General features: G+C 40.6%; 24 protein-coding genes. 14 read left to right on the top strand and 10 right to left on the bottom strand.

Annotated features, from left to right (window positions below; all coding sequences use genetic code 11):
- Window positions 1-21 precede the first annotated feature (21 nt).
- Genes HW988_RS08645 through HW988_RS08615 form a run of 7 tightly spaced genes read left to right on the top strand, consistent with a single transcriptional unit; the run spans window position 22 to window position 6,226 of the window.
- The gene (locus HW988_RS08645; RefSeq protein WP_220128838.1) at window positions 22-594 is read left to right on the top strand and encodes a hypothetical protein; all 573 of its coding nucleotides are present in this window, start codon (window positions 22-24) and stop codon (window positions 592-594) included.
- An 11-nt stretch (window positions 595-605) separates the two neighbouring features.
- On the top strand, window positions 606-1,241 hold the full coding sequence (locus HW988_RS08640) for an HAD family phosphatase (RefSeq protein WP_181607244.1): 636 nt from the start codon (window positions 606-608) through the stop codon (window positions 1,239-1,241).
- Window position 1,242: 1 nt separating this feature from the next.
- Complete coding sequence (locus tag HW988_RS08635; RefSeq protein WP_181607242.1) at window positions 1,243-1,965, top strand: glycosyltransferase family 2 protein; 723 nt, start codon at window positions 1,243-1,245, stop codon at window positions 1,963-1,965.
- 6 nt (window positions 1,966-1,971) lie between these two features.
- A complete protein-coding gene (locus HW988_RS08630; protein WP_181607681.1) occupies window positions 1,972-2,700 on the top strand; it encodes a glycosyltransferase family 2 protein in 729 nt (242 codons plus the stop codon).
- Window positions 2,700-3,401: a hypothetical protein gene (locus HW988_RS08625; protein WP_181607241.1), complete on the top strand. Its 702-nt coding sequence runs from the start codon at window positions 2,700-2,702 to the stop codon at window positions 3,399-3,401. Before HW988_RS08630 ends, HW988_RS08625 begins: the two co-directional genes overlap by 1 nt.
- A 5-nt stretch (window positions 3,402-3,406) precedes the next feature.
- Window positions 3,407-4,987, top strand: coding sequence for a hypothetical protein (locus tag HW988_RS08620; protein ID WP_181607240.1), 1,581 nt, complete (start codon window positions 3,407-3,409; stop codon window positions 4,985-4,987).
- Window positions 4,988-4,999: 12 nt separating this feature from the next.
- Window positions 5,000-6,226 (top strand): hypothetical protein, encoded by a 1,227-nt coding sequence (locus tag HW988_RS08615; protein ID WP_181607239.1) that lies wholly within the window; start codon window positions 5,000-5,002, stop codon window positions 6,224-6,226.
- Here HW988_RS08615 and HW988_RS08610 read toward each other — a convergent pair.
- Genes HW988_RS08610 through HW988_RS08595 form a run of 4 tightly spaced genes read right to left on the bottom strand, consistent with a single transcriptional unit; the run spans window position 6,213 to window position 10,588 of the window.
- Entirely contained in the window at window positions 6,213-7,655 is a 1,443-nt protein-coding gene (locus HW988_RS08610) for a polysaccharide biosynthesis C-terminal domain-containing protein (RefSeq protein WP_181607237.1), read from the bottom strand. The two genes, HW988_RS08615 and HW988_RS08610, sit on opposite strands and share 14 nt — an antisense overlap.
- A complete protein-coding gene (locus HW988_RS08605) occupies window positions 7,652-8,851 on the bottom strand; it encodes a glycosyltransferase family 4 protein (RefSeq protein ID WP_181607235.1) in 1,200 nt (399 codons plus the stop codon). The genes HW988_RS08610 and HW988_RS08605 overlap by 4 nt, the downstream gene beginning before the upstream one ends.
- A 35-nt stretch (window positions 8,852-8,886) precedes the next feature.
- Window positions 8,887-9,771 carry a methionyl-tRNA formyltransferase gene (locus HW988_RS08600; protein WP_181607233.1) on the bottom strand — a complete coding sequence of 295 codons (885 nt, stop codon included), beginning with the start codon at window positions 9,769-9,771 and terminating at the stop codon, window positions 8,887-8,889.
- 34 nt (window positions 9,772-9,805) lie between these two features.
- Window positions 9,806-10,588, bottom strand: a complete 783-nt coding sequence (locus HW988_RS08595) for a hypothetical protein (RefSeq protein ID WP_220128836.1) — start codon at window positions 10,586-10,588, stop codon at window positions 9,806-9,808.
- Between the two features lie 88 nt (window positions 10,589-10,676).
- Between HW988_RS08595 and HW988_RS08590 the strand changes: the two genes are divergently transcribed.
- The 6 genes from HW988_RS08590 (at window position 10,677) to HW988_RS08565 (ending at window position 17,309) form a co-directional block, all read left to right on the top strand.
- On the top strand, window positions 10,677-11,402 hold the full coding sequence (locus HW988_RS08590) for a hypothetical protein (protein WP_181607230.1): 726 nt from the start codon (window positions 10,677-10,679) through the stop codon (window positions 11,400-11,402).
- Between the two features lie 72 nt (window positions 11,403-11,474).
- The gene (locus HW988_RS08585; protein WP_181607228.1) at window positions 11,475-12,887 is read left to right on the top strand and encodes a UbiA family prenyltransferase; all 1,413 of its coding nucleotides are present in this window, start codon (window positions 11,475-11,477) and stop codon (window positions 12,885-12,887) included.
- The gene (locus HW988_RS08580; protein WP_181607226.1) at window positions 12,884-14,188 is read left to right on the top strand and encodes an FAD-binding oxidoreductase; all 1,305 of its coding nucleotides are present in this window, start codon (window positions 12,884-12,886) and stop codon (window positions 14,186-14,188) included. Before HW988_RS08585 ends, HW988_RS08580 begins: the two co-directional genes overlap by 4 nt.
- The gene (locus HW988_RS08575; protein ID WP_181607223.1) at window positions 14,185-14,922 is read left to right on the top strand and encodes an SDR family oxidoreductase; all 738 of its coding nucleotides are present in this window, start codon (window positions 14,185-14,187) and stop codon (window positions 14,920-14,922) included. The genes HW988_RS08580 and HW988_RS08575 overlap by 4 nt, the downstream gene beginning before the upstream one ends.
- 10 nt (window positions 14,923-14,932) lie before the next feature.
- The gene (locus HW988_RS08570; protein ID WP_181607221.1) at window positions 14,933-16,183 is read left to right on the top strand and encodes an O-antigen ligase; all 1,251 of its coding nucleotides are present in this window, start codon (window positions 14,933-14,935) and stop codon (window positions 16,181-16,183) included.
- Complete coding sequence (locus HW988_RS08565; protein WP_181607219.1) at window positions 16,161-17,309, top strand: hypothetical protein; 1,149 nt, start codon at window positions 16,161-16,163, stop codon at window positions 17,307-17,309. The genes HW988_RS08570 and HW988_RS08565 overlap by 23 nt, the downstream gene beginning before the upstream one ends.
- Here the strand turns inward: HW988_RS08565 and HW988_RS08560 are convergent.
- Genes HW988_RS08560 through rfbB form a run of 6 tightly spaced genes read right to left on the bottom strand, consistent with a single transcriptional unit; the run spans window position 17,248 to window position 24,021 of the window.
- Window positions 17,248-18,411 (bottom strand): glycosyltransferase 87 family protein, encoded by a 1,164-nt coding sequence (locus HW988_RS08560; protein WP_181607217.1) that lies wholly within the window; start codon window positions 18,409-18,411, stop codon window positions 17,248-17,250. The genes HW988_RS08565 and HW988_RS08560 overlap by 62 nt on opposite strands.
- A 12-nt stretch (window positions 18,412-18,423) precedes the next feature.
- Window positions 18,424-19,590 carry a glycosyltransferase gene (locus tag HW988_RS08555; protein WP_181607215.1) on the bottom strand — a complete coding sequence of 389 codons (1,167 nt, stop codon included), beginning with the start codon at window positions 19,588-19,590 and terminating at the stop codon, window positions 18,424-18,426.
- A gap of 59 nt (window positions 19,591-19,649) precedes the next feature.
- On the bottom strand, window positions 19,650-20,477 hold the full coding sequence (locus HW988_RS08550) for an N-acetylglucosaminyltransferase (protein WP_181607212.1): 828 nt from the start codon (window positions 20,475-20,477) through the stop codon (window positions 19,650-19,652).
- 57 nt (window positions 20,478-20,534) lie between these two features.
- Complete coding sequence (locus HW988_RS08545) at window positions 20,535-22,085, bottom strand: glycosyltransferase family 39 protein (protein WP_181607210.1); 1,551 nt, start codon at window positions 22,083-22,085, stop codon at window positions 20,535-20,537.
- The gene (gene rfbA / locus HW988_RS08540; RefSeq protein ID WP_181607209.1) at window positions 22,085-22,957 is read right to left on the bottom strand and encodes a glucose-1-phosphate thymidylyltransferase RfbA; all 873 of its coding nucleotides are present in this window, start codon (window positions 22,955-22,957) and stop codon (window positions 22,085-22,087) included. The genes HW988_RS08545 and rfbA overlap by 1 nt, the downstream gene beginning before the upstream one ends.
- Window positions 22,957-24,021, bottom strand: a complete 1,065-nt coding sequence (gene rfbB / locus HW988_RS08535) for a dTDP-glucose 4,6-dehydratase (protein ID WP_181607207.1) — start codon at window positions 24,019-24,021, stop codon at window positions 22,957-22,959. The genes rfbA and rfbB overlap by 1 nt, the downstream gene beginning before the upstream one ends.
- A gap of 239 nt (window positions 24,022-24,260) precedes the next feature.
- Between rfbB and HW988_RS08530 the strand changes: the two genes are divergently transcribed.
- A complete protein-coding gene (locus tag HW988_RS08530) occupies window positions 24,261-25,247 on the top strand; it encodes a glycosyltransferase family 1 protein (protein WP_220128835.1) in 987 nt (328 codons plus the stop codon).
- Window positions 25,248-25,253 lie beyond the last annotated feature (6 nt).

The raw sequence follows: 25,253 nt of genomic DNA, 5'->3' as shown, positions 1-25,253 counted from the left end.
GCGTCCGAAAAGAATACGGAAGTGGCCTTTCGTAGATCTTTCGAACTGGGGTATGGAACTGAAACCGACTTCAGAGATGCAAACGGCAAATTAGTTATCTGCCACGATTTACCAACTGGCGGAGAAATGCCACTCGAGCAATTTCTAGAAATTTTTAAACCGTTTAAAAATTTGCCTTTAGCTATCAACATCAAATCAGACGGTTTACAGGATATTCTGAAAAAAGCGTTGAATGAGTATGCGATAGAAAACTACTTTCTTTTCGATATGTCTATTCCAGATACGGTAAAAAGCTTGGCAAAAGGCCTGACTTGTTTCGCAAGAGAAAGCGAATACGAAGTTCCCACTCCAACCTTGCTTCAAGGTGTGAAAGGAATTTGGTACGATCACTTTAGCAAAAGCTATTTAAATCTTGAACGCATTCACTCCTACCTGGGACAGAATAAAACAGTATGTCTCGTATCTCCCGAACTTCATGGCCGAGACCATAAACCCTTCTGGAGTGAGCTCATTCAAAACAACATGCATAAACAAGAAAACTTATGGATCTGCACCGACATCCCGGAAGATCTTCAATTGGCTATTAAAGAATAAAAGGAATTGGAATGATTAAGGCCATTATTTTCGACATGGACGGCGTACTCATCGATGCAAAAGACTGGCACTACGAGTCTTTGAACAAAGCTTTGGACGTGTTTGGCTTTCAAATCAGCCGCTATGATCACTTAGTAACGTACGATGGACTTCCGACCAAAAAGAAACTTGAAATGCTTAGCATGGAAAGAGCACTTCCCAAAGGTTTGCACGGCTTAATCAATAATTTGAAGCAAATCTACACCATGGAAATGATCTATCAACGTTGTAAGCCTATGTTTTGCCATCAACGTGCTTTATCGACATTGAAGTCTGAAAATTACAAGCTAGGCGTATGCTCCAACTCGATTCGCCAGACAATCGATTTGATGATGGAAAAAAGTGACTTAGCAAAATATCTTGATCGCACATTAAGTAATCAAGACGTTACTCACTCGAAACCACATCCTGAAATCTATGAAAAAATGATGGCGCACTTCGAATTGAAGCCCGAAGAGTGTTTGATTTTGGAAGATAATGAGAACGGGATCAAGGCCGCGTTAGCAAGTGGTGCTCACCTTATGAAAATCGAGACTGTTTACGATGTTTCGTATGAAAAAATCCGTCAACGCATCAACGAGATTAACTCAGCAGCGGGAAAGATGTAAAATGAATATCGTAGTTCTAATGGCCGGAAATTCTGAAGAATTTTTTAAAGAAGGCTTAAAGTACCCGAAATACCTATTTGAAGTAAATGGAACTCCCCTTGTTGAACGCGTGGTCAAAAACCTTTCATCAGTCGCTTCCAAGTTCATCTTTTTAATCAACAAGGAAGACGCACAACGCTGGCATATGGACAACGTTATTAAATTGCTATGTCCTACAGCGGAAGTAATGGTTGTCGAAGGAAGCACGAAAGGCGCAGCTTGTTCTGCGCTTTATGCTATCGATAGCATAAATAACGACGAAGAACTTTTGATCACTAATGGCGACCAGATCTTGGACATCAACCTAAAGGAGTTTGTAACAGCGATCCGTTCATATGACGGCGGCACTGTTATTTTCGATTCCGTTCACCCACGTTGGTCTTACGTAAGCCTAGATTCGAATGGCTACATTGTTCAGGCAGAAGAAAAGCGTCCCATCAGTCGCAATGCTACCGCCGGTGTTTATTACTTCAAAAAAGGTAAGGACTTCGTATCTGGTGCCTCTGCAATGATCAAAAAAGATGCCCATGTAAATGGGAATTACTATGTATGCCCAGTATTCAATGAGCTCATCCTAGAACAGAAGAAACTGGGCACCTTCAAAATCGACCGCAACCAATATCATTCGCTAGCAACCGTTGAAGGTGCTCGCGCTTACGACACTTACGCAAAGGCAGAAAAGTAAATGAGCATTAATGTTTTGATTCCCATGGCAGGTGCCGGTTCCCGTTTCGCAAATGCTGGTTATAAAAAGCCAAAACCATTTATTGACGTTATGGGTGTTCCAATGATCGAGAGAGTCATGAACAACCTTAAGGTCAAAGATGCTCGTTACATTTTGATTGCTCGTAAGGAACATCTTGAGCAGGAGCGCGAGCTTGCCAATAAAATCCAACAAAACTACAATGCCAGCTTTGTAACTATTGATCGCCTTACCGAAGGCGCTGCAATCACAGTTCTTCACGCCAGAAAACATATCAACAACGACTCACCATTGTTAATCGCAAACAGTGATCAAATCGTCGACGTCGACATCCAAGCCTATGTTGATGATATGTTTGATCGTTCTTTAGATGGATCAATTATGACTTTCGTCGATAACGATCCAAAATGGAGTTATGCAAAGCTCGATGCTAAAAACCATGTAACTATGGTACGAGAAAAGGAAGTTATCAGCGATCAAGCAACTGTGGGCATTTACCTATATAAATCTGGAAAAATGTTTGTAGACGCATCAATCGACATGATCACTCAAAACGATCGCGTAAATAACGAATTCTATGTTTGCCCGACTTACAACTATTGCATCAACGACGGTGCTAAAATTGGTATTTACGAAATCGATAAACACAAAATGCACGGCACCGGTACACCTCAAGATCTAGATGTTTACCTGAAATTACTTAAAGAGACTACTTAATGAATATCATTGTCCCTTTAGCAGGACCGGATCTAGTATTAAAAGACGGGACATTCCGCCCGTTTTTTCCATATCAAGGAAAGCCTATGATTGCACAAATAATCAATAGCCGCCCTTGGTTCAAATCTGGAGAAACTAAAGCAGAAGATCTTATCTTTGTACTTCGTGAGGTTGAAAAACTATCTGAACTCCAAGATTATTTAAAAAGTATTTTTCCAGGATCAAAACAAGTCATACTTAATGAACTGACACGTGGTGCACTAAACACAGCCCTGGCCGGAGTATCTCTAATTAAAGATTTCGAGAAGCCAATCGCCGTAGATCTTGTCGATATTGATTATTCGGCCCCGGGCTTTTCACCAGGCAATCTGTTTGCTTTGGATCCAACACTGTTTGGAATCATTCCTACATTCAAAGATTCGAACCCAAAGTTCAGTTATCTTAAAATGAAAAACAATGTAGTTCTTGAGTGCGCAGAAAAAAAAGTCATTTCTGACGTTGCCTCAGCTGGTACCTATTTCTTTCGAAACTTACCAACATTTTTGCACGCCGCTATGGGCAGCGTTAAGAATCCTGAACGAGTGGCATTTAAGAACAGCCTTTTCCTTTGTCCGTCATTTAACTTTCTTATCGACGATAAATTAAAAGTCATAAACCATGATGTCACTGACGTCGTAAACCTTAGTCTATTATTTCATTAGGTCTTATGAAAAGAATTGCACTTTGCCTCTATGGAAAATTCAACAATCGTTTGTCTAAAAACTCCGGCATGGATGGCTTCGAATATATCAAAGAACACATTCTAAATAATCAGAATGTCGATGTCTTTATTCACTCGTGGGATCTTGAAAACGAAAATGTTATTAAAAAGTGCTATGGCGCTTATCTAAAAACCTCAACATTTGAGCAACAGAAGTCCTTTAAACAAGATATGACATCCGCGGGCGTGACCGAAGAATTTTTTATTCCTCCTGGAGGACAAGCTTTTCGCACCGTTGAAAATTCCTTAAGTTTTTTTTTCTCGCGTAAGGAATCTATTTCTTTAAAGGCTGAATACGAGCAGAAAAACAACTTCAAATATGATGTCGTCGTGGTGTCGCGATTTGATCTTGGCCAAATGGACAAATACAATCAGTATCAGCCTTACAAAGTATCTGAAATTGTATTCGATGTGAACAAAGACATGAAATTTGTTTATTCCGCGATGTGGAACCAGCTTAATGAGGGATATGCAGATATGTGGTTCTATTCCTCTAGCGAAAACATAGACACCCTTGGTGAAATGTACCAGCGATCTTTGGAATACCTTGCCCCGGATAGCAAGTTCTTAAAAACAATTGAGATCGGACTACCTGACAGCAATCGTGACAATCCTTTCAGCAACGAAATGCTCTCTGAAAGTGATAAATCACCTAAAACATTAGTCACGTTCTCTCCATCCCAAGGATTGAACAACCATCTTTTACACAAATGGTTTTTTATGGATTCAGGCCTTTACGAAAAATCAAAATTTCTTGGTCGTCCTTCCACCACTGTTTGTACAGTTATGTATAGTCATACGGACTATTCAGATGTATGGCCCCTTTATTTCGGACAACTAAAAAAGCATCGTCCAAATTTGGGCACTAATTTCGTGTTCGTGAATAAACATTCGGATCTAGTTCCTGAAGGTTTTGAGCAAGTCATATTTGACGACAAGCAATCGTATCCTGAACGTCTACTTCATTGTTTTGGTGAGCTCAAAAAAAGAGGATTTGAATATTGCCTTTTTGAACATGAAGATATGCCACTAGTTGCGGACATAGACTATAAGCAGATTGAAACGGCAATAAACTTATTAATCCGCAGAAAACACCCGCGTATTTTAATGAAAGGCTTGGACAGTATCCGCTTAATTAAAGCTTCACAAAGCTTTTCAGTTCCAGTGCTTCGTCGTAAAAATATTTATCGAATGCTACCCATTTCAAAATGGCTATTTTCTGTACAACCGACGCTTTGGAATATTGACGCCTTTATCGCCCTACTTAGCAAGCACAAAGGAAACACTATTTGGGAACTTGAGCAGAAAGCTCAAAAGACGTGCCGCAAATTGAATCTACGCTGTGGATATATGCATAGAAATGGCGTGAAACGTGGCACACACCACTGGGATAATAATATTTACCCCTACATCGCAACTGCAATCGTAAAAGGTAAATGGAACTTCAAAGAATATAAACAAGAACTTCAGACACTTCTCCCCCAGTACGGCATCAATGCCAATGCTCGCGGTAAATTTGAAGATTAAAGGTACTTGAGCATGACATCAAAAAATATCCTAGTCGTATCTTATTTTGCTGGAATCACGGGCTGCTGTCCTGCTGAATGGCTAGACGATAAAGTCGATAGCTTGACAAAACTAGGCCATAAAGTGACTTTAATTTCAGGAATGTCCTCTGCAAAAAATACCAACCCGAACGTCAAGCACTACCGAATTCCGAGCCTTTCGCCGACGGACTTCAAAACGGAGAGCAGTGAACTTAAAAGTACTCACCGCACAATCCCCGTATCTGCATGGCTATGGTCCCCGTTAATCCTTCTAATCGGTTACCCAATTGATTGGCTATTAATCGCGTTCACAAATGGACTGGGCGGAGGAAAAATTTCTTGGGCAGTAACTTCGTTTTTGACGTCCATTTGGCTTTTGTTAACTAACCGATTCGATGTTGTCTTTTCTACAGGCGGAGCGGCGTCTTCACATTTATCTGCTGTGGCTGCCGGGACTATTTTCAGAAAAGATATCACAGTAGAACTCCAAGACCCTTTAAGCGGCAGCGGGATAGGTAGAAACTCTCGATCTGCGCAACTTCTTGCTCTTCTTGAACGTTTCATCGTTAAATTCTCTAAGAAAGTTATCTTCGTTACAGAACAAGCCGCCACTGAGGCTCGCGAGAAGTACAAATCTGACAATATTATTTGTGTGTATCCAGGTGCTCGCAAATTTGAAGTTTCAGCCCCCCCTATCTCACATAATAAATTTAGACTCCTTCATCTCGGAACACTTTATTCAAATAGAAACTTCAATACCCTTATAGCCGCACTAGAACTTTTGATTAAAAACGATAAACTTAAAGAAAGCGATATTGAACTGATTAACTTAGGTGAAATTTATAGTGAGTATAAAGAGTCCTATTTAAAAAAAAGCTATGTTAAGCAATTTCCGATTCGCCCACGCACAGAGGCAATTAGTTTTATTCAGGAAAATGATGTTTGTGTTTTAATTCAACATACTGACGAACGTAGCGCGACGACGATTCCCTATAAATTCTATGACTACTTAAATTCTAGTAAGCCAATACTTGGCCTTACCAACAATAAGGAATTAGAAGCGCTATTGGTCTCCCAAGGTCATTTCCATGCGAATATTTCGAATATTGAAGCGATCGCCAACGAAGTTTATTCAATTTATGAACAGCGCAACAGTTTGAAGACCTACACAACAACAATCAATCCATTAAAACAGGCTGAAAAAATTATTGAGCTTTAGCACTCTTAAAGTTGTCTAAAAACGAGACGACCATGCGATGGCGGAAGACAAATAGAACCAAGAGATATATTCCAACCCCCATCGCAATCTTTCCACCTAATTTGGCAAACGACGTCGCCTGAATGAAGTAAATTGCAGCACACATTACGATACCAGCAATTAAGGTTTTACCGATATCCAATACGACCCCTGACATTCGATAATATTCTCGGCCATAGAAATATGGAATTGCACACATAACTGCGTAAGTCAAAAAATACGAAATTGCAGCACCTGTCGCGCTTAACCAGGGGATCAATATCACGGATGACAGTATCACGGTCGCCAATCCGCAGGAATTCGAAATAATCAAGGCACGATCACCCCTGTGAGAAAAAACGACCTGCATACTCCAGAAATTATTTAATACAAAAAGCAAAATCAGCGGTGACAGCATAATCAAAAGAAGAATCGATCCAGTATAATCTCCACCGACTAGTAGTGGAATTACGTCGGCAGCGGTCGCAATCAAACCAAATGTCACTGGCACACCAAGAGTCAACAATGACAATGCAGCTCCATCTAAATGATCAAATCTTTCATTCTTATGAATGTGTGACTTAAAGCTCATGCTTCTGGAAAGTAAAACCGTTGAGAGCGGTGTAATACAATAATAGCCCATCCAAAAAAATCTCATAGCTGTCGATAGCAGTCCGAGATCATGGAACAAATGCAGATGGCCCATCACCAGAGAAGGTACTCCCGCAATTGAACCCTGAATAAGCACCATTATAAATATTCGGAACAGGTTCTTAAGCTCACTAGTATCAATTTTGTCGCGTAGAACCCTTAAGCCAAACTTCACATGATAGGTAGCCTTCAATCTAAATACGGCTAAAATATAATAAATGAAGTCGAACAGTATCATTCCCAGAAAATAGGTAACGACGTCTTCTTTGGTTCTTACCATTGTAAGAAGATAAACTAAAAGTCCAACTTTAGATAAAACACGCGCAGTTGCTAGATAAGAAAAATCTTCCAAGGCCTCCAAGGCCCAGACCAAATTGAATGCAGACGTCAGAATAAGAATTGTCGACCAATAAAACAACGGCGTGTTGTGCCCATAAAATGGGACAACCAGAACAAGGTAAATAATAATTAAAACAGACGCTAGTTTCAGTCGTAATCCAAGAAATTTCGACAGCACGGAACTTACCACGTTAAGGTCGTCTCTGTGTTGAGCAATCTCTCGGCCCGCGTATTCAGCCACGCCAAATGAACCGATAGTTATAAAATAGGCCACAGCCGCATTGACGAAATCAATATGTCCAATACTTTCGGGTGCCAAGATACGTGCGACATAAGGAAATGAGAAGAGCGAAAACAACAATTCAACAATTGTTACAACACTTCGAGCAATTACATTAATTTTGATACTGTTTTTGCTCATTTTGATTTCTCAAATTCCAGGAGGTAGCTCTCAGCATGTCTTTCGTAGTGATGGTGTTCACACACATCGTGGTAGCCCCTATCAGCTATTTTGGACCTCTCTTCGTTAGTTAGTTTTTTCAAACCAATCAATAGTTTAGTGAGTTCCCCCACATTTCCTTGTTCAAAGGAAAATCCATTGATTTTATTAACGATAACTTCTTTCATTCCACCAATCGCAGATACAACGACGACTTTTCGGGCAGCCATACCTTCCAACATGCTTAAAGAAGTAGCTTCTTCCACCCCATCTCGAACAACCGAAGGAACCAAGACCACGTCTGCTACTTCGTAATATTTAATAGCAAGATCGTGATTCGTGTCTCCTTTCAGAACAATGTCCTCAGAGGACAACCCTAGTTGTCGAATAAGATCGGATAGGTTTGAATGTTCAGGGCCACCACCAATGACTACGAAATAATAAGAAATATTTTTCTTTTTTAACTCAGCACAGGCCCTTATTGCGATGTCTACGCCATTTTTACGAACCAGGCGACGCGGCACTAATACAATTTCTTTATTTTCTGGCAATCCAAGTTCGTTTTTTAGAATCTTAGACGAGTTTGAATCGAGTAATCGGAACAATTCAGGGTTCACTGCATTTTTCAGGACTGTGACGGGCTTTTGGGAGTCAAAAAACTCTGATAAGTAAGATTTGATTTTGCTGTCAACGGTGATCACTCTTCTAGCAAATTTCAATGACTCCCTTTCATACCAAAGTGCCTCTTTAGTCACCTTTTTCTGTTCATCTGCTGAATAATTTCCGTAGTTTACCGACTCACGAGCTAGGTAACCATGCAATGTCATTACCATTGGAACTGCATTCGTTAAGACATGGCCAGCAGCAACGGCAGAAACTGGGTCTTGCGCAAACACCACATTAATTTCCTGCGATACTAACATCAACTGCCGACTTAAGCTTTTGCAATAACATTTCAGAGTCCAAGTGTAACTAAAAGACCGATTTAATAAATGCAACTTCGTCAAAATTGCCAAAATAATTCTTCCAACCAAAAAGACCAACGTTCTTTTGGGAAAGATCATGAAAACGGAATGACCTTGCTTCTGCAAAGCCTTCTTCAGCAACTGCTGATGTACGTGCTTACCACCAGCGAGAATACGATCCGAATTATCTAAAGAAACGATTGCAATATTCATGAAAACTTTAACTTTCGACAAGGACTGGGATCAATTTAGGTAAATCGCGTTCTAATTTTATTCCAATTAACGCGTTCCCCATCCTCGCTGACCATCTTCTCGATTCGTAGCAAACCTGATCCACACACAACAATCGGCATTCCACTTTCAATAAAAATAACTTTTCCACTTGATCTATTCTCAACTTTCACGTCGGGAACAACTACGACCTCCAAAATCCGATATTTTTCGGCTCCGACTTTAGAACAAGCGCCCAAATACGGATAACCAACACACGAAACAAAATGTGCTATCTCAGTTGCGTCAAGTGACCAATCGATACGATAGTCGTCATCATCACGCCAAAGACTATAAGTTGCATGATCCTCATTCTGAACCACGCCCGAAGGTCTATTATTCTGCATAATCATGATATTATAGACATGTGCCGCTAGCTCACCGTACATTTTGCTAATTCTTTGGATCTCGTGATGAATGAATGTCGGGTATTCGATTTTCATTCTCTGTTGCGCAATAATGTTTCCTGTATCAAACTTTTCACCGCCGTATAATGCAGTGACACCTACCTCGCTCTCTCTATTAAGCAAGCTATTCACTAAAGGAGCAAAACCACGATATCTCGGCAAAAGTGAGTCATGAAACACAATCAATATATCTTGAGGAATGTCTCGAATCATCCATCTCCAACCAGCTGCAAAAACTAAATCACAATTCTCAGCTTGCATATTAAACGTATTACCGACTTCAAACCTCAATCCAAGCTTTTCACACAACGTAATTGTCTCTAGAGAATAATCTGACAGAACGTTGTGATCTTTTCCGACTACCACAACGACGGTATGTCCATCTTTAAGACACTTAGACAGAGCCTCAACAACAGAAAAACCCTTTTGCCCTAATGAAAAAATGCCGATTTTCACAAAAACCTACCAGCCTATTTATTTATTAACCTTGTTACCATACACATATTTTATACATATCGGATGGACTTGGTTTCTCAAACCAGTAATCACCCAAATAGACACGCTCAATACTCATATTCATAAATGCATTCATTGTTGTGCCAACATCAATATACGTATTTAGCGGGAACTTATCGTAAAGTTGGTGGATTGCCATTTTACTGTATGAAGATGCAGAGAATAGAAACAGATGCCCTGTAATACTGTTTCTCTCAATCCAAGATTTGATTTCTTCAATTTTATGATAGTCATTAATCATCGCATTATATCCGACCCGGAAATCCTTCACTACGTATGGCAAATTCTTTAACTCAGCTTTTTCATTACAGATGAAAACTGTTGGATAGGACGCAAAAAGCGGAAGCATCTCTGCCATGAATTTCGGATAGTTTCCGTTTACGAGAAGGTTGGCCCAAGTAAGAAATTGATCGTCAGCAGGTTCTTGCAAATGTTGCAACTGCCAATTTAAATTCTCAGTACCAACACAACAACGACAACTGATGCCTTTGAAATAGTTATCTTTACGAAACAAGAATGCATCCAGTAGCCTGTCGCGGTAGAAAGAATGCTGATTCGGATCGAAATGCTTGTGATCCTCTTTCTTATAAGGACCGCCTCGACTTTCATTCCCAATTTTAATGAGGTTGTCGCCTAAGATTAGTTCCTTATTTTGGAAAATGAAAAGCTCGCCGTCTGAAAAACGATTGAACGCAAAAGGAACTTTCTTCCTCAACAAATCTAAAATTCTATAAAAGTCTTGCTCAAAATTCTTCATCCGGCTCTCGCTGCAAAATCCAAGATTGCCAATTATCTCACACAAAATTTCTAGTTTAAACAAGGATAATGCTTTAGAGTACGGCATCATGATTAAATTAATTTCCACAAATACTGGGCCCAGCATTGCCACATTTGCTAAAATTCTCCTTATCAACAGCCTCAATGATGCGGGGATGCCTGCCCGCCTTTACGGAAATGAACGCTGGCCAGAAAACCGATGCGCGTTTCAACCCCTTTCTGAATTCAGCACTGAATCAAAAGACATTATTCTTAACGATGGATTCACAATAAATTCCTTCTTTCACCTGGTAAATTTGGATTTCTATCGCTATTCTGCCGGTAGAAAAAGACGAGTCCTTCAAATCGTAAAATGCATTTTTAAATACGTCAGAGCTTGCGCTGGGATGAAAGCTCCACGTAAATGCATACTTTTCAAGCATGCTCAGGAGCAAACACCTAAATCCTATTATAATTTCGATGCACGCAAAGCAGCATTCAGCCTAGAAGTGTGCCTAAATAACCACCCCTCGCTAGTCGACACAGAGAGCTCAAGAACCATTCTGATGAATGATATCTCGGCTAACAACAAAACTGCTGTGAGAATTATAAATGCCCCCACTGAGACTGTTATTCTTGCTGGGGCTATAGTTGAACCAAGTTACTTTAGAGAGAACATCATTCCTCTTCTAGACAATCAAAAGAAATCCATTAACTATATTGGCCTACAAGATTCGAGCATCGATAGACTTGAAGCGGATCTTGGAATTGTTTGCGAACAGCCGATCAATGAGTTGATTCAAATCCTTAGATGACACTTCGCTCCCCTAAACGAGGAGCTTTATAGATCCTTGCTCTAGTTGAGATGAATAGATAAGCTTGCCACCATGAAAAATGTGATGGTTTGCGATTTGGATGACTGCCTAATAAAAACTGATTTGCTTTACGAGCAATGGGTTATCCTGTTCAAAATGAGCCCTCTGTTGTTTATTAAGAGTTTTTTCTGGCTACTTAAAGGTAGGGCTCATTTCAAAACCAAGTTGGCACATCATGTGCCCGTAAAAGCCAAACTCCTACCATACCGCCAAAACGTTTTGGATCTTTTGAAGGTGGCAAAATCTGAGGGCAAAGAGCTTGTTCTTGCCTCAGCAAGCCCAAACTCTTGGGTACAGGACGTTGCCAACCATCTGGATATTTTTAATCGCTCATTTGGATCCACAGATCATAAAAACTACAAGGGAACGGGCAAGCTATCCGCTATCAAAGAAGCCTTGGGAGATCAGAATTTTGCATATTTGGGAGACCATGAAGCAGATTTGAAAATTTGGAAGGACGCTCAAGAAATTATTGCAGTAAATCCGTCTGCCCGACTACGTAGAAAAATTGAGCAACTGAACAAACCTACCCAATATATTTACGATAACAAAGTTAGCACTCTACGATTAATCGTTAAACAAATGCGTCCACACCAGTGGATTAAAAATGCCTTAGTTTTTCTTCCTGCCCTTGCCGGACACAAAATTTTCGACATCAATGTAATCATCCAGTGCCTTTGTGCTTTTGCTGGATTTAGCCTTGCGGCCTCTTTCGTATACGTCCTTAACGATCTTTTAGATCTTAACTCCGATCGCAATCATCACACAAAAAAGAACCGCCCATTTGCTTCCGGGAATCTTTCGATCAAATGGGGACTAATCCTGCTTCCAAGTTTGTTAGTGGGATCAGCACTGTTCGCGGCTCCCTTGCCAACCCTCTACTCAGTTTGGATCGCAACCTATTTGGTACTAAATGTTGCTTACTCTCTCTACCTAAAACAGTCTGTCGTTGTAGACATCATTATCCTTTCAATGATGTACACTTTACGTATTTTCGCAGGATCAGAGGCAACGAGTGTTCCCGTTTCAGAATGGCTTCTGAGCTTTTCGACTTTATTCTTTTTCAGTTTAGCCTGCGTGAAACGTTATACTGAGATCATTCGCAGCAAAAACAAACTAACGATTGATGGCCGTGGCTATCGTCAAATTGATTACTCAATGATCCAATCATTGGGAGTTGGCTCAGGCCTTATCTCAATTCTTATAATTTTACTTTATCTTCAGAGTAAAGAAGTTCGCGCATTATATACTCATGCCCAAAACCTTTGGTTTTCGACGCCCGTACTTTTGTTTTGGATTTCGCGCATTTGGATATTAACAAATCGTGATGAAGTTCACGACGATCCTGTCGTTTTCGCCGTTAAAGATAAAGTGAGCTGGGCCTGTTTTGCTCTATTAGCTATAATTCTCGGAATTTCCGTATGATGCTTTTACCAAGCTGGGGGCTATACCCAAAAGTACAAAATCAGGCATCTCAAGCTCTAGAGAGTCGTTTTGCATCTTTGCCTCTGCCCGATTCTACTATTTTACCAAGAGGCCTTGGGCGCTCGTATGGGGACTCATGCCTTAACAACGGCGGAACATTAATTTGCTCGAACTACCTTAATAAGTTTATCTCATTTAGTTCCGAGACAGGACTTATTCGTTGTGAGGCCGGAGTTACATTTGAGGATGTCATCAAATTGGCTGTACCCAAAGGATGGTTTTTGCCCGTCACCCCGGGTACTAAATTCGTCACTGTGGGCGGCGCAATCGCAAATGACGTTCACGGAAAGAATCATCACAAATCTGGCAACTTTGGTAATCACGTCACTCAGTTTGAACTTCTCCGCTCGACGGGTGAGCGCCTTCTTTGCTCAAGGAATAGTAACCCAGAGTTGTTTAAAGCAACGATTGGTGGTTTAGGCCTTACCGGCTTTATCACATGGGCGGAGTTTCAATTGATCAAAATCGATTCTTCTTGGGTCGACCAGGAACAAATTCAATATCACAATTTGAATGATTTTTTTGCAATTGCCGAAGAGTCCGAAGAGAATTTCGACTATACGGTTTCATGGGTAGACTGCGTTAGCAGCTCAGATGTCAGAGGTATTTTCATTCGTGGAAACTTCGCGAATGCTCAATCGGAAGATAATTTTAAACTTCACAAAGAAAAAAGCCTTAAAAATGTTCCCGTTTTCTTACCCGAACAAACATTAAATCGCTTTTCAATCCGCGCTTTCAACGAACTGTATTTTCATAAAAATATTTCGTCACACAAAGCGGGACTAGTCCACTATGAACCTTTCTTTTATCCATTAGATTCAATTCATAACTGGAATCGCATCTATGGCAAACGTGGATTCTTACAGTATCAATTTGTTGTTCCTTACAAAAACGACGCGGGTGCCGCTCTTAATGAAATTTTTCAAGTATTAAAAAAATCTCAAATGGGTTCCTTCCTTGCCGTCTTAAAGACTTTTGGAAACCTTCAACCCGAAGGCCTTATGTCATTTCCGAAAGAAGGCGTCACGCTGGCATTGGATTTTGCAAACTATGGGGATTCCCTTTTAAAAGTACTTGAAACTTGCGACAGCATCGTAAGATCTGCGAATGGTTCCGTTTATCCAGCGAAGGATGCGCGGATGTCGAAACAAAGTTTCTCAACATTTTATCCTCAGATCGAAAGCTTCGAAAAGCATATCGATCCTAAGTTCTCATCTAGTTTTTGGAGACGTGTAAGATGAAAAAGATCCTAATCATTGGTGCCACATCAGCAATTGCACAAGAAGTGGCAAAAATATATGCAACTCAAAAGCACGAATTGATTTTATGGGGGAGAAACTCCCAGATGCTAACAGCAATCTCCCAAGACCTCACAGTTCGCGGCGCTAGCAAGGTTTCAGTTATTGCTCATGATTTAAATGACTTTTCTCGCCACGAGGAATTCGTTACGAATATTTGGAAAGACTCAAAAACAATAGACATCGCACTTTTAGCCCATGGAGTCTTAGGTGACCCAAGAAAAGCTGAAACGACTCAGTCGGAGCTTTTCAAGCTTCTAAATAGCAATTTTGTTAGCCACGCCTCTTTACTGGCATTTATCTCAACAGAGATGATTCATCAAGGTCATGGTACTATCGCCGTTATTTCGTCAGTGGCTGGCGATCGTGGCAAACAGTCTAACTATGTCTATGGATCAGCTAAAGCCGGAATGACGGCGTATGTGGACGGGCTGAGAAATCGGCTTTTCAAAACAGGGGTTCATGTCCTAAATTTGAAATTAGGCCCTGTCGATACGCCAATGACTAAAGACCATAAAAAAGGACCTCTTTTCGGAAAAGCTCCTCAAGTGGGTGCCGGGATAGTTACCGCAATCGAAAAGAAAAAGAATACAGTCTACCTTCCATTCTTTTGGCGCTATATCATGTGGATTATCTGCTCCATTCCAGAATCTATTTTCAAAAAACTAAGTCTATAAAGTATTTTTCATGACAACAGTACTAACAAAAACTCCCCCTAAGTCGTCCCTTTTCTGGCTAGTCCTCATTAACTTAGGGATTGTTCTGGATTTATTGAATTATCACGCAGTGGACATTATTTTCACATTGGCCTTCATTGTCGGTATTGCTGAAGCTATTAAACAAAGAAATCCGACTTGGAATCGTAAATTCTTTCTGACATGGAATACATTCAACATTTTTGTGATCGTATTCATACTGGCTTCTGCTTTAGGATATTTTTTCGGCACTCCAGCTACGGACAACTTATTAAAGAATGTCTTAGCATTGCGATGGGTATTTTCTTTTTACGCCTGTGTTTATATTGGCTTCAAACTTCATGAAACCAAGATCGACTTCAAATTCTCGTATATCGTCATTTTGATCTGCATGATCTATCTATTTACAAAACATTATCTCGATACGAATACCTTTATCAATTTTGATAAAAGACTACAGGGCCATTTCGACAATACGAACCACCTAGCACTAGCGCTTATATTGATTTGGTCTTACATTCTAGCTAATTTACTTTACGAGAAAGTACGCACTAACCAAATTCTTGCATCAGTAAGCCTCTTGTCAGTTACAATAGCTTTAATGGCGACCTATTCACGCACATCTTGGATTGGTGCAATCGCAGCCACATTTATTTCGCTTGTATTAACTAAACATAAGGCAATGCTGAAAGCCTCTTTAGGCATGGCTATCATGGCCGTTGTCGCGTTCTTTACGAACACCCTAGGAATCCAAGACAGAATTCTCTATTCATTTGATACTTCAACAAATGGAGCCCAAGTAAGTCGTTTAATAGCCTGGAAAGTAAACTGGCACATCTTTTTAGATCACCCGATTTTTGGAGTCGGACTAGAAAGAGCTGCAAAGTTCTACCCTGAATACTACAAAGCTATAGGTTATGGTGATGCTATGGTCGTCGGAAATGCACACAATCAATATTTTCAGATTTTGTCCGGAGCGGGCATCATTGGGTTTGTGAGCTATTTAGCGACACTAGTAATGGGACTTATTTATTTCTATAAAACATTCAAAAGATCTTCAGGCCCAGAACAAAAAGTAGCTCTAGGCGGACTTCTCGTACTATGTGCATTTATGATTTCTTCGTTGACTGACACTCCTTTTAGATTGCAAGAATGTCGAAATTACCTATTCCTTATCCTAGGCACCGCTTTTGGATACTTGAACTACACGAAAGTAACAGATGAAACTATCAGCAAGGCTTAAAATTATTGCGATGACTCCTGTCAAAAGGAAGGTTGCTCTACTGTTCGGAGCAGCCATCGCGATTTTTTATTTGGTCTGCGGCATTGTGAAACCGGAAATGAATTGGGATGTAATCGGTTATGTTGCGACTCTTCATTACAACGAAGGACTACGTGATCAGAAGCTTCTCGAAAGAACATTTGCAGAAGTAAAGGCCCACACTTCAACGGAAACTTTTAGAGCACTCACCGAAGAAAATGACTATCGTAAAACCATTTATAGCAACGACGTAGCGCTAACCCAACAAATTCCTTTTTATCAAGGACGAGTGGTATATCTTCAGGCAATTAGAACGGTCTCGCAGAATTTCTCAATTTCATTTGCTCAGGCAACTTATGTCGTAAGTGCTACATTTACCGCTCTAACTATTTTTATTCTTTTCTTTTTACTGACACCCAATTTGCTTTGGATTTTACTACTTTTCCCGTATGTCCTAAAAATCGCTGGATTTATGGAGCTATCTACTTTCTCTACGCCTGATGGAACAACGGCATTATTTGCCGTGCTTGGCCTTTTATTAGCGATGAAAAGAAGTTTGTGGGCAGTATTGCCACTGACGATACTGCCAGCTATCAGAACGGACTTTATTATTTTACCAGCATTCATTGCTGCTTATCTATTGTGGACTGAACGCAAATTAAAGCATTCGCTGTTCTTTGTTCTACCCCTAGTTGTATATTTTTTAGTTAATAAACTTTTTCCAAACTATGGATACCTGAAGGTTTTTGATTTTACACTGATCGCAAACAATCCATTACCGGCAGAAATGGATGTTCACAAAGAAATTGCCCCTTACCTTGAGGCATATAAAAATGGCTTTAGCACTATGATTGGGCATAAGCATTTTATCATTTTCGCGTTATTCATCTTTGGATGGCTCAAACTTCAAAGAAACAGAAAATCACTGGAAGCAAACGGGCTTGTTGCTATTATTACAGGGTTCGTGCTAGCACACATGACCCTTTTTCCAGCTTACTATCAGAGATTTTTTGCGTGGTGTGCGGCTATCGCAGGACTGCAGTTACTTATTTGGCTTCAGCAGTCGAAGCAATTGAAAACCGATGTTCGCGCCAACGAAGAGTCATAAGAATCAGAACGGCAATCATCGTATAAATCGCCGTGTTATTTGAAATGAGCTCCCACCAAGGATTCGTTTTGGTTCCGTTAATGACACGGTGAAAAATCGTCAGCAATAAAATTGAAATAGAAAACCTCTTAGGCAGTTTTGATAAAATCGGCACCATTACCACACAAAGAAGAATCAGAGCGTAGGGCTTAAGGCGAGGAATCCATAACAAAATAAGGAGATAACTCCAACATATTTTATAAAGTGGCTCCTTTTCAAATCGAATCGTACTTTTCCAAACCCAATAAGTTAAGCAACCCAACCCTACAATAAAGATCAAGAATACTGGCAACCAAAATTGACTGTAAATCATAATGGAAAGATTTTTTAAAAATATAATAACCGTTGGATTCGATGCATTCGAATCCATCTCACTAATGGGACTGTGCTGATTCGAATATCCACCCGTCGCCTGCTTAATAAATGAAAAGAACAGACCTGGAGAAAGAAAGTAGTTTGCAAAAACTAAACTTCCTACCCCACAAATAAATATGAAAACCTGTACGAAACGGTCCTTCCACTTAATGTTGGAAAGCCATAAAGGTATTACCATAACCGCCGGGACAACTTTTAAAAAGGACATCGGAACTAAAAATAGCGAACACCATTTCTTATGATTGATCGCTGCGACTATCCCCAAAACTAATAGAAATGCTTCGATAATGCCTAGGTTTCCAGATTCAACATTCGAATATGCAGAATTATATCCCAACAACATAAACGGCGTTGCAATCACCCAATCACTAGATAGCTTTCTAACCAAAAGCCACGTTATGGCAATAAGCAGTAACGCATCTATGTATATAAATACAAATCTAATGCCACATACATACTGGTAAAGAGAAAGAAACAGCACTGGATAAGTATACGACAGTTTTAAACCAAGATTTTCAGTGATAAATGGATCGAGACCCGCATTCCAAGCTTCGGCAGCCTTGCAATATATATCGTGATCCCATCCTGTTGTTGGTCTTGCTACGAGTTTCAGGATGTTGCTAATAAAGGCTGCAACAACAACGAATAGAAAAGCATACTTAGATATTTCTCTATTCCGATTGATCATATACAGCCATCCTTAGACTAATGAATCAATCATTTTATACAACTCAGGCATAACGGAATCTGTCGAGTATTGTCCCGCCCGCTGCAGTGACTTTTCCTGATACTCGTTCATAAGCCCGGGATCTTTAATTAGCTTTCTAATTCCTTCCGCCATAGCAACAGGATTTTTTGGCGGAACAAGAACGCCGTAGTCACCATTACTCAAGATCTCACGTGGACCAACTGGACTGTCAGTAACCACTACTGCTTTTCCTAATGCCATCGCTTCAACAATGACTAGCCCGAAGCCTTCCACATTTGCAGAATGAACGAAAAGAATAGAATGCTTCATCCAAATATAGGGATTTTTCCTGCGCCCTAGTAGAATAACATCGTTAGCCATGTCATTCTTCTTTATGAACTCTTCAACATTTCCCTTTTCAGTTCCGTCTCCGATAATAAAGAGCTTGTAGTTAACACCCTCACTTTTCAAAATCTGAAATGCTTTGATCAAATTCTGATAGTCTTTTTCGAGCGCAAAACGCCCCACCGCCAGAATATATCGTTCATTGAGTAGCTTTAGATCATCGGGGGAAAGCTCGGTTTCATCGACGGAGCTGGATGCAATTCTAGAAAAATCAAATGGATTGTATAGCGTAACGACGTGACCACGCAGTCGAGGAATTAATTGTTCAACTTCCGCCTTTAGATGTCCGCTTACAGCGGCTACCAAGTCGTAACTTCTTAAACGCATTCCGAATTTTGCAAGCTCGATTCTATCCATGTGTGTTTTTGGACCATGGATCCAATATACTTTTCTATACCGACGGAAATAGTACGCTTGCTTAATAAGTACGGAAGTGAAGTCGATAATTAAATCGATATGACCAATTAGATCAAACGCTTCATCAAAACGGATTTTTAAATCATACTTCGGAAACTTTTTACGGAGATAGTTATGGAATCTCTGGAAACAGTTTAAATTCTTTTTATTTATATACTTTTCTTCCTTCTTATAAAGAAACATGACCTGGACCGCATTCGGTACAAGTTTAAGAAGGTAATTATCTTCACCAAAGTCATCTCTAATAATTAAAGTGACTTTATACTTTTGAGTATCAATGTGATTCAAAATCTCGACAAGAGCGCGCTCGGCGCCCCCAAAAGACAAATGTTCCGCTAAAAATACAATATGTTTCACGGCTTAATATTAACTTTCAATAGCATGCCAAATCAACTCGCTTTAAATTAAGAATGGCGTCATTCCAGTATAAGCTCAGACAGATTTGCTTTTTGATCGCGAACATATTTCGGAAAGCTGTCATCAATCTTCACAAATTGTGAATCAAGCTTATCCCCATAAAGACTGCCACCCTTACGGATGATGTCTTCAACCTTTTTTGGATCCTTGAACTCATCGCGATTGTGTTCTTTGTGCGCATACGCCTCGATCTTTTCGATCACCTTTTTAGCGCCGCCAAGATAACTGAAATGCCAGCCTCCATTTGGAACGATTGTCACCAAATCCGTATTTTGACGAGTTTCACGGTATAAACGTGTTTTCTTGATCGTTTTGATGTCTTGATAGTTCAACATGACAGTTCCGTACCAAGGCATATAGCCATCAACCAATGGAATTGGTTCTGGATATGTTTTGATGAAACAGTTTAAATAGTAATAGTAAAGTTTTTGCTGAAATACTTTAACGCCCGGCTTACTAGCGTACTCACGAACAAGCTCAGGACGAGGAATTTCATCAACATCCGAAACGATAATCACGTCGTTCGGCTGACATTTTTTCAACCCGTGTAAAATACCTTCTTTTTGATGATCGTCGTAGTCCCACGTTTTTGGAACACGCCATTTAGAAAAGAAATTCGGATATTCATCCACGACGACATGTTCGATTTTATGCAAGAAAGGCTTAAAACGTTCTTTGTTCAATTCAAAGAAGAGTGGTTTTTCTTTCTTTTGAAATGTTCGTGTCGCTTCGACCAAAACAAAACGATCTACTACATCGTTTAGCGTGTTCAAACGAATCTCTAGTAAATCCAGCTCATTGAAAAAGGCAAAACAGTCGTAAATCATGCAAAAAACCTAATCCTCGTCCCTTGAAATTGCAATGTGAAACTCCCGCGAAAGATGCTAATTATTTATGCAACTGTATATGACATAGTATTCACCTTCGAGGACCTTTTTATACTTCTCAGCAAAGACATCCTTAAATTCCTGGGGATACAATGGCCTTTGCGTGTAGTAACTTGTGATGTCCCAAGGATTTCCCTCATTCGGAAATACGAAAGTTGGAATTTGACAATTTTTAATAGCCACCAAAGTTGCATCAGGAATACTTAAGCCACTAGCGTTCATATCCATGAGTGCGGATCCCTCGATCAATAAACCTGCGCGCTTCCCAGCAATAGCTGCAAGCCTAAAGAAAGTGGCACCATAAGAATCGCTATTGGAGTAACCCATTTCAACCGGACCAGAGGTTTCTTTGAGCAGTTTCTCAAACTCTCGAAGCTCAGCTTTCGCCTTTTTGGTTTGTCCAAACTCTTTAACCACACGCCTTTGCCTATGATGAGCTTCCAAACCCATTGAAATCACAAACGCCGCCAAAATGTAGTTCAAACGACGTCGTTCCTCAATTGGAGTGTCGAAATACGCTGTTACTGCAAAGAATATTATTGCCGGAACGTATGGCATAAAGTGATGTGTACCGGCCCCAGGCTTACTGGCAACAATCGCCACCAGAAATCCGGTGATACACAACGATAAATACGTCCAACGATACTGCTTATGAAACTTCAACAAGAACAGGAAGAGCAAGAAGCAAAAAATGAATGTTGTGGTCTTAACAAAATCCAGAGCATCAAGACCATGCTTGGAAGCAAGCTTAAGCCAGACGAGGTAGTTCTCTTCTCCGACGTTTTTAAGAAAAAACGGCAACAAAAGTCCTGCGACAGCAAGCAAGGCACCAAAAAACAGGTAAGACCAATTGATCTTTCTCCCTGATTTTTCAAAATAATAAACCACTGGCGGAATGAAATAAACGACTCCATGAATCTTACAATTCGCAGCCAATCCGCAAAGAAGCCCCACTCCCAAATAAGTCGCCAGATCTCCGACCTTTTCACTGTAGACAACGAGCATCAGCGCCAGAAAAGCATAGGTCATCAGGAAGGAATCAGGTCGATTCCAATAACTGAAATGGTAAAATACCAACAGGACACTGCTCAACATACCCATGCTGAGCAAACGATCAAACAGATTCAGCTTTCTGATTGTCAGGTAAAATCCCGAAAACAAAATGAAGAAATTCAAAACACCAGGAAGCTTGCTTAAGAAATAAACGGAGCCACCCAAGGATTGAAAGCCGGCATTCACCAAATAGGGCCAGGGCCCATACAATAATGAATATCTGGAGGCAGCATCCGGTAGCGTATAAATTGGATTTCCCAGCCTCCAGATACTAGCAACCGCTGCAATATTTAATTCTACATGATCGAAGAATTGAGGCACACAAAGGTAGGCTAAAGCTGTTACTAAATGCCAGCCTAGGCAGGCAAACAACACGACCACCAAAAGTTTCTTAAAAAAGAAACGAACAGGTTGGTAACGTTGAGCCCAACCTCCAATAATTAAAACCAGAACAAAGTTAGTTAATATAGAGGATATAGAATCCAATTTATCCATTACTCAAGTTCTTGGCTAAGCTGAATCAGATACTGGCCGTATGCATTCTTTTTTAAGGGCTCAGCAAGTTTCAATAGTTGCTCCTTGTTGATGTACTTCATACGAGCCGCAACTTCTTCAGGCGCCGCAATCTTCACTCCTTGACGCTTTTCAATCGTTTGAATAAACATACTCGCCTCAAGAAGACTTTCGTGTGTTCCAGTATCAAGCCACGCAAAACCGCGACCCATCACTTGAACATCCAGGTTGCCTTTTTCTAGATAAATACGATTTAGATCCGTAATCTCAAGTTCACCCCTTGGTGAAGGCTTAAGTGATTTTGCATATTCAACGACATGCTTGTCGTAAAAATACAGACCCGTTACTGCATAGTGGGATTTAGGATTTGCTGGCTTTTCTTCAAGAGAAACTGCGTTAAAAGATTTATCGAATTCAACAACGCCGTATCTTTCAGGATCTGGAACTTTAATTGCAAACACCGTCGCACCAGTTTTTTGTTTCGCAGTTTCTTTAAGTAGCTGCATGAAGCCGTGACCATAATAAATATTGTCACCCAAAACCAAAGCACACTCATCACCATCAATAAACTTTTCACCAATGATAAATGCTTGAGCCAAACCATCCGGAGAAGGCTGTACCGCATAAGAGATTTTGATCCCCCACTGCGAGCCATCACCCAAAAGCTGTTCAAAGCGAGGAGTATCCTGAGGAGTGGAAATAACCAGAATATCGCGAATCCCCGCCATCATCAGAGTCGTCAATGGGTAGTAAACCATCGGCTTATCGTAAATCGGTAAAAGCTGTTTACTGACCACAGTCGTTGCAGGATAAAGACGCGTTCCCGAGCCGCCAGCTAAGATGATTCCCTTCATTATTGACGTCCTCCATAGTTTTTATCCAACCACTCACGGTAGCTGCCTGAAACAATATTAGAAACCCAAGTCTCGTTGCTTAAATACCAGCGAATGGTTTTATCCAGACCGGTTTCGAAATTCTCTTTCGGTTTCCAGCCCAATTCTTTTTCAATTTTTGTCGCATCAATCGCATAGCGTTTGTCGTGCCCCGGGCGATCCGTCACGAACACTTTTTGAGTCAAATAACTCTTACCATCAGCGCGAGGGCGAACTTGATCCAACGTTTTGCAAATAGTGTCGACCACTTCGATGTTCTTTTTTTCATTCCAACCACCGACGTTGTAGGTCTCACCTAAACGACCTTTTTCAAGAGCAAGCTCAATAGCTTCGCAATGGTCAACCACATACAACCAATCACGGATGTTTGAGCCATCACCATAGATTGGTAAATTTTTACCATTCAAAGCATTGTGAATAACGAGAGGAATTAGCTTTTCAGGGAATTGATACGGACCGTAATTATTCGAGCAGTTTGTCGTCACCGTCGGAAGACCATATGTATGATGATACGCACGCACCAAGTGATCACTCGCGGCTTTAGAAGCAGAATAGGGACTGTTCGGCGCATAGGGAGTCGTTTCGCTAAAAGCAGGATCATTTAACTCAAGGCTTCCGTAAACTTCATCTGTTGAAACGTGCAAGAAGCGGAATTTTTCTTTCTCGCTGCCTTGAAGTTGTGACCAGTATTCCTTTGCAACTTGCAGAAGGTTGAACGTTCCAACGATGTTTGTTTGGATGAACTCACCCGGACCATGAATCGAACGATCCACATGACTTTCGGCTGCGAAATTTAAAATCGCACGGGGCTTGTGTTCTTTGACTAATTTTTCCAAAGCATTCAGATCTAGGAGATCTACTTTGGCGAAAATATAGTTGGGATTATCTTGAACCTCTTTAAGGTTTTCCAAATTCCCTGCATAAGTTAATTTATCAATATTAACGACAGGTTCGTTATGTTTCTTGATCCAGTTTAGAATAAAATTTGAACCTATAAAGCCCGCGCCGCCCGTAACAAAAATCATGTCAAAAACCCCGAATTACACTTTTTTATCAGGCAAATACTCTATGCTTTTTTAGTTACTAAGCTGTACTAGAATGCAATGCAGAAAGATTCTTTCTAGGCGCACCCCAAATCTCTATGATACCAAAGCATATGCCTATGGATTCACAGACAACCAACACCTCGCATCAAGTACCACGAACGGTCTTCTTTGACGTTAGCACGTTAAACCCAGACAAGGTCACGGGCATAGGCGTGTACATGAATCAACTGTGGCAGCACTTGAAAGACCATCCCGGGGTAAAATTCATCCCCGTCATAAAGCTTTCTCGCCTAAAAAACAGGAAGAAGCTTGAAGCCTACTTGGGACGAAAAATTCAACCATTATGGCCCTGGACGGGAGCCACTACAAAGAACGCTGTCTATCATGGACCTGATTTCAAAATATCCATGGGCTCAAGCATTCCTAAGATCGTTACGATTCACGATATGGTTGTTTTTGAAAAGTCCTATAACACTCCGGCCTTTTACAACAAGGGGATCAACGATCTCACAGACGTCTTAAGAAGCGATCTGAGTGCGGTAATCGTGAACTCGGAATTCACCAAGCAAGAAGTACTTAAATACTTCCCAGAACTCGCTTCAAAAACTTATGTAACTTACTTGGGTTGCGATCGCTCGTATCCTCCACCAGAGAAAATCAGCTCGGTTGCGACAGAAAAATACATTCTGTTTTTAGGAACACTTGAGAAACGCAAAAACGTAACGGCAGCACTCGAAGCCTTTAAAATCCTCTGCCAAAAGGGAACAAATCACAAACTGGTCTTAGCCGGGACTTGGGGTTTTGGAGATGAAGAAATCAAAACGGCTATTGCGAAGTTTCCGTTTCCAGAAAAACTGATTCATTTAAGCTATGTCCCTAATGCACAAATCGAAGTGCTTTTTAAAAATGCCACAGCCTTTGTATTTCCAAGTCTGTATGAAGGGTTTGGAATTCCTGTTCTAGAGGCGATGAGCTTGGGCTGCCCCGTGGTCACTTCGAACGAAGGTGTATTAAAAGAAGTGACTGGCGAGGCTGCGCTTCATGCCTCCCCTCACTCCCCCCAAGAAATTGCGGAAAAGCTGCAACAGTTAATTCAATCTGAAGAACTTCGCAGTAAAATGATCAAACTTGGCAAAGAGCATTCGCGTCGTTTCACCTGGAAAACCTGCGCAGAAGAGACGTTAAAAGTTTATCAAAAAATCTAATCCTTA

The sequence above is a fragment of the Bdellovibrio sp. KM01 genome (assembly GCF_013752535.1).
Lineage (GTDB): Bacteria > Bdellovibrionota > Bdellovibrionia > Bdellovibrionales > Bdellovibrionaceae > Bdellovibrio.
This window is presented reverse-complemented; position numbering and strand designations above follow the sequence as displayed.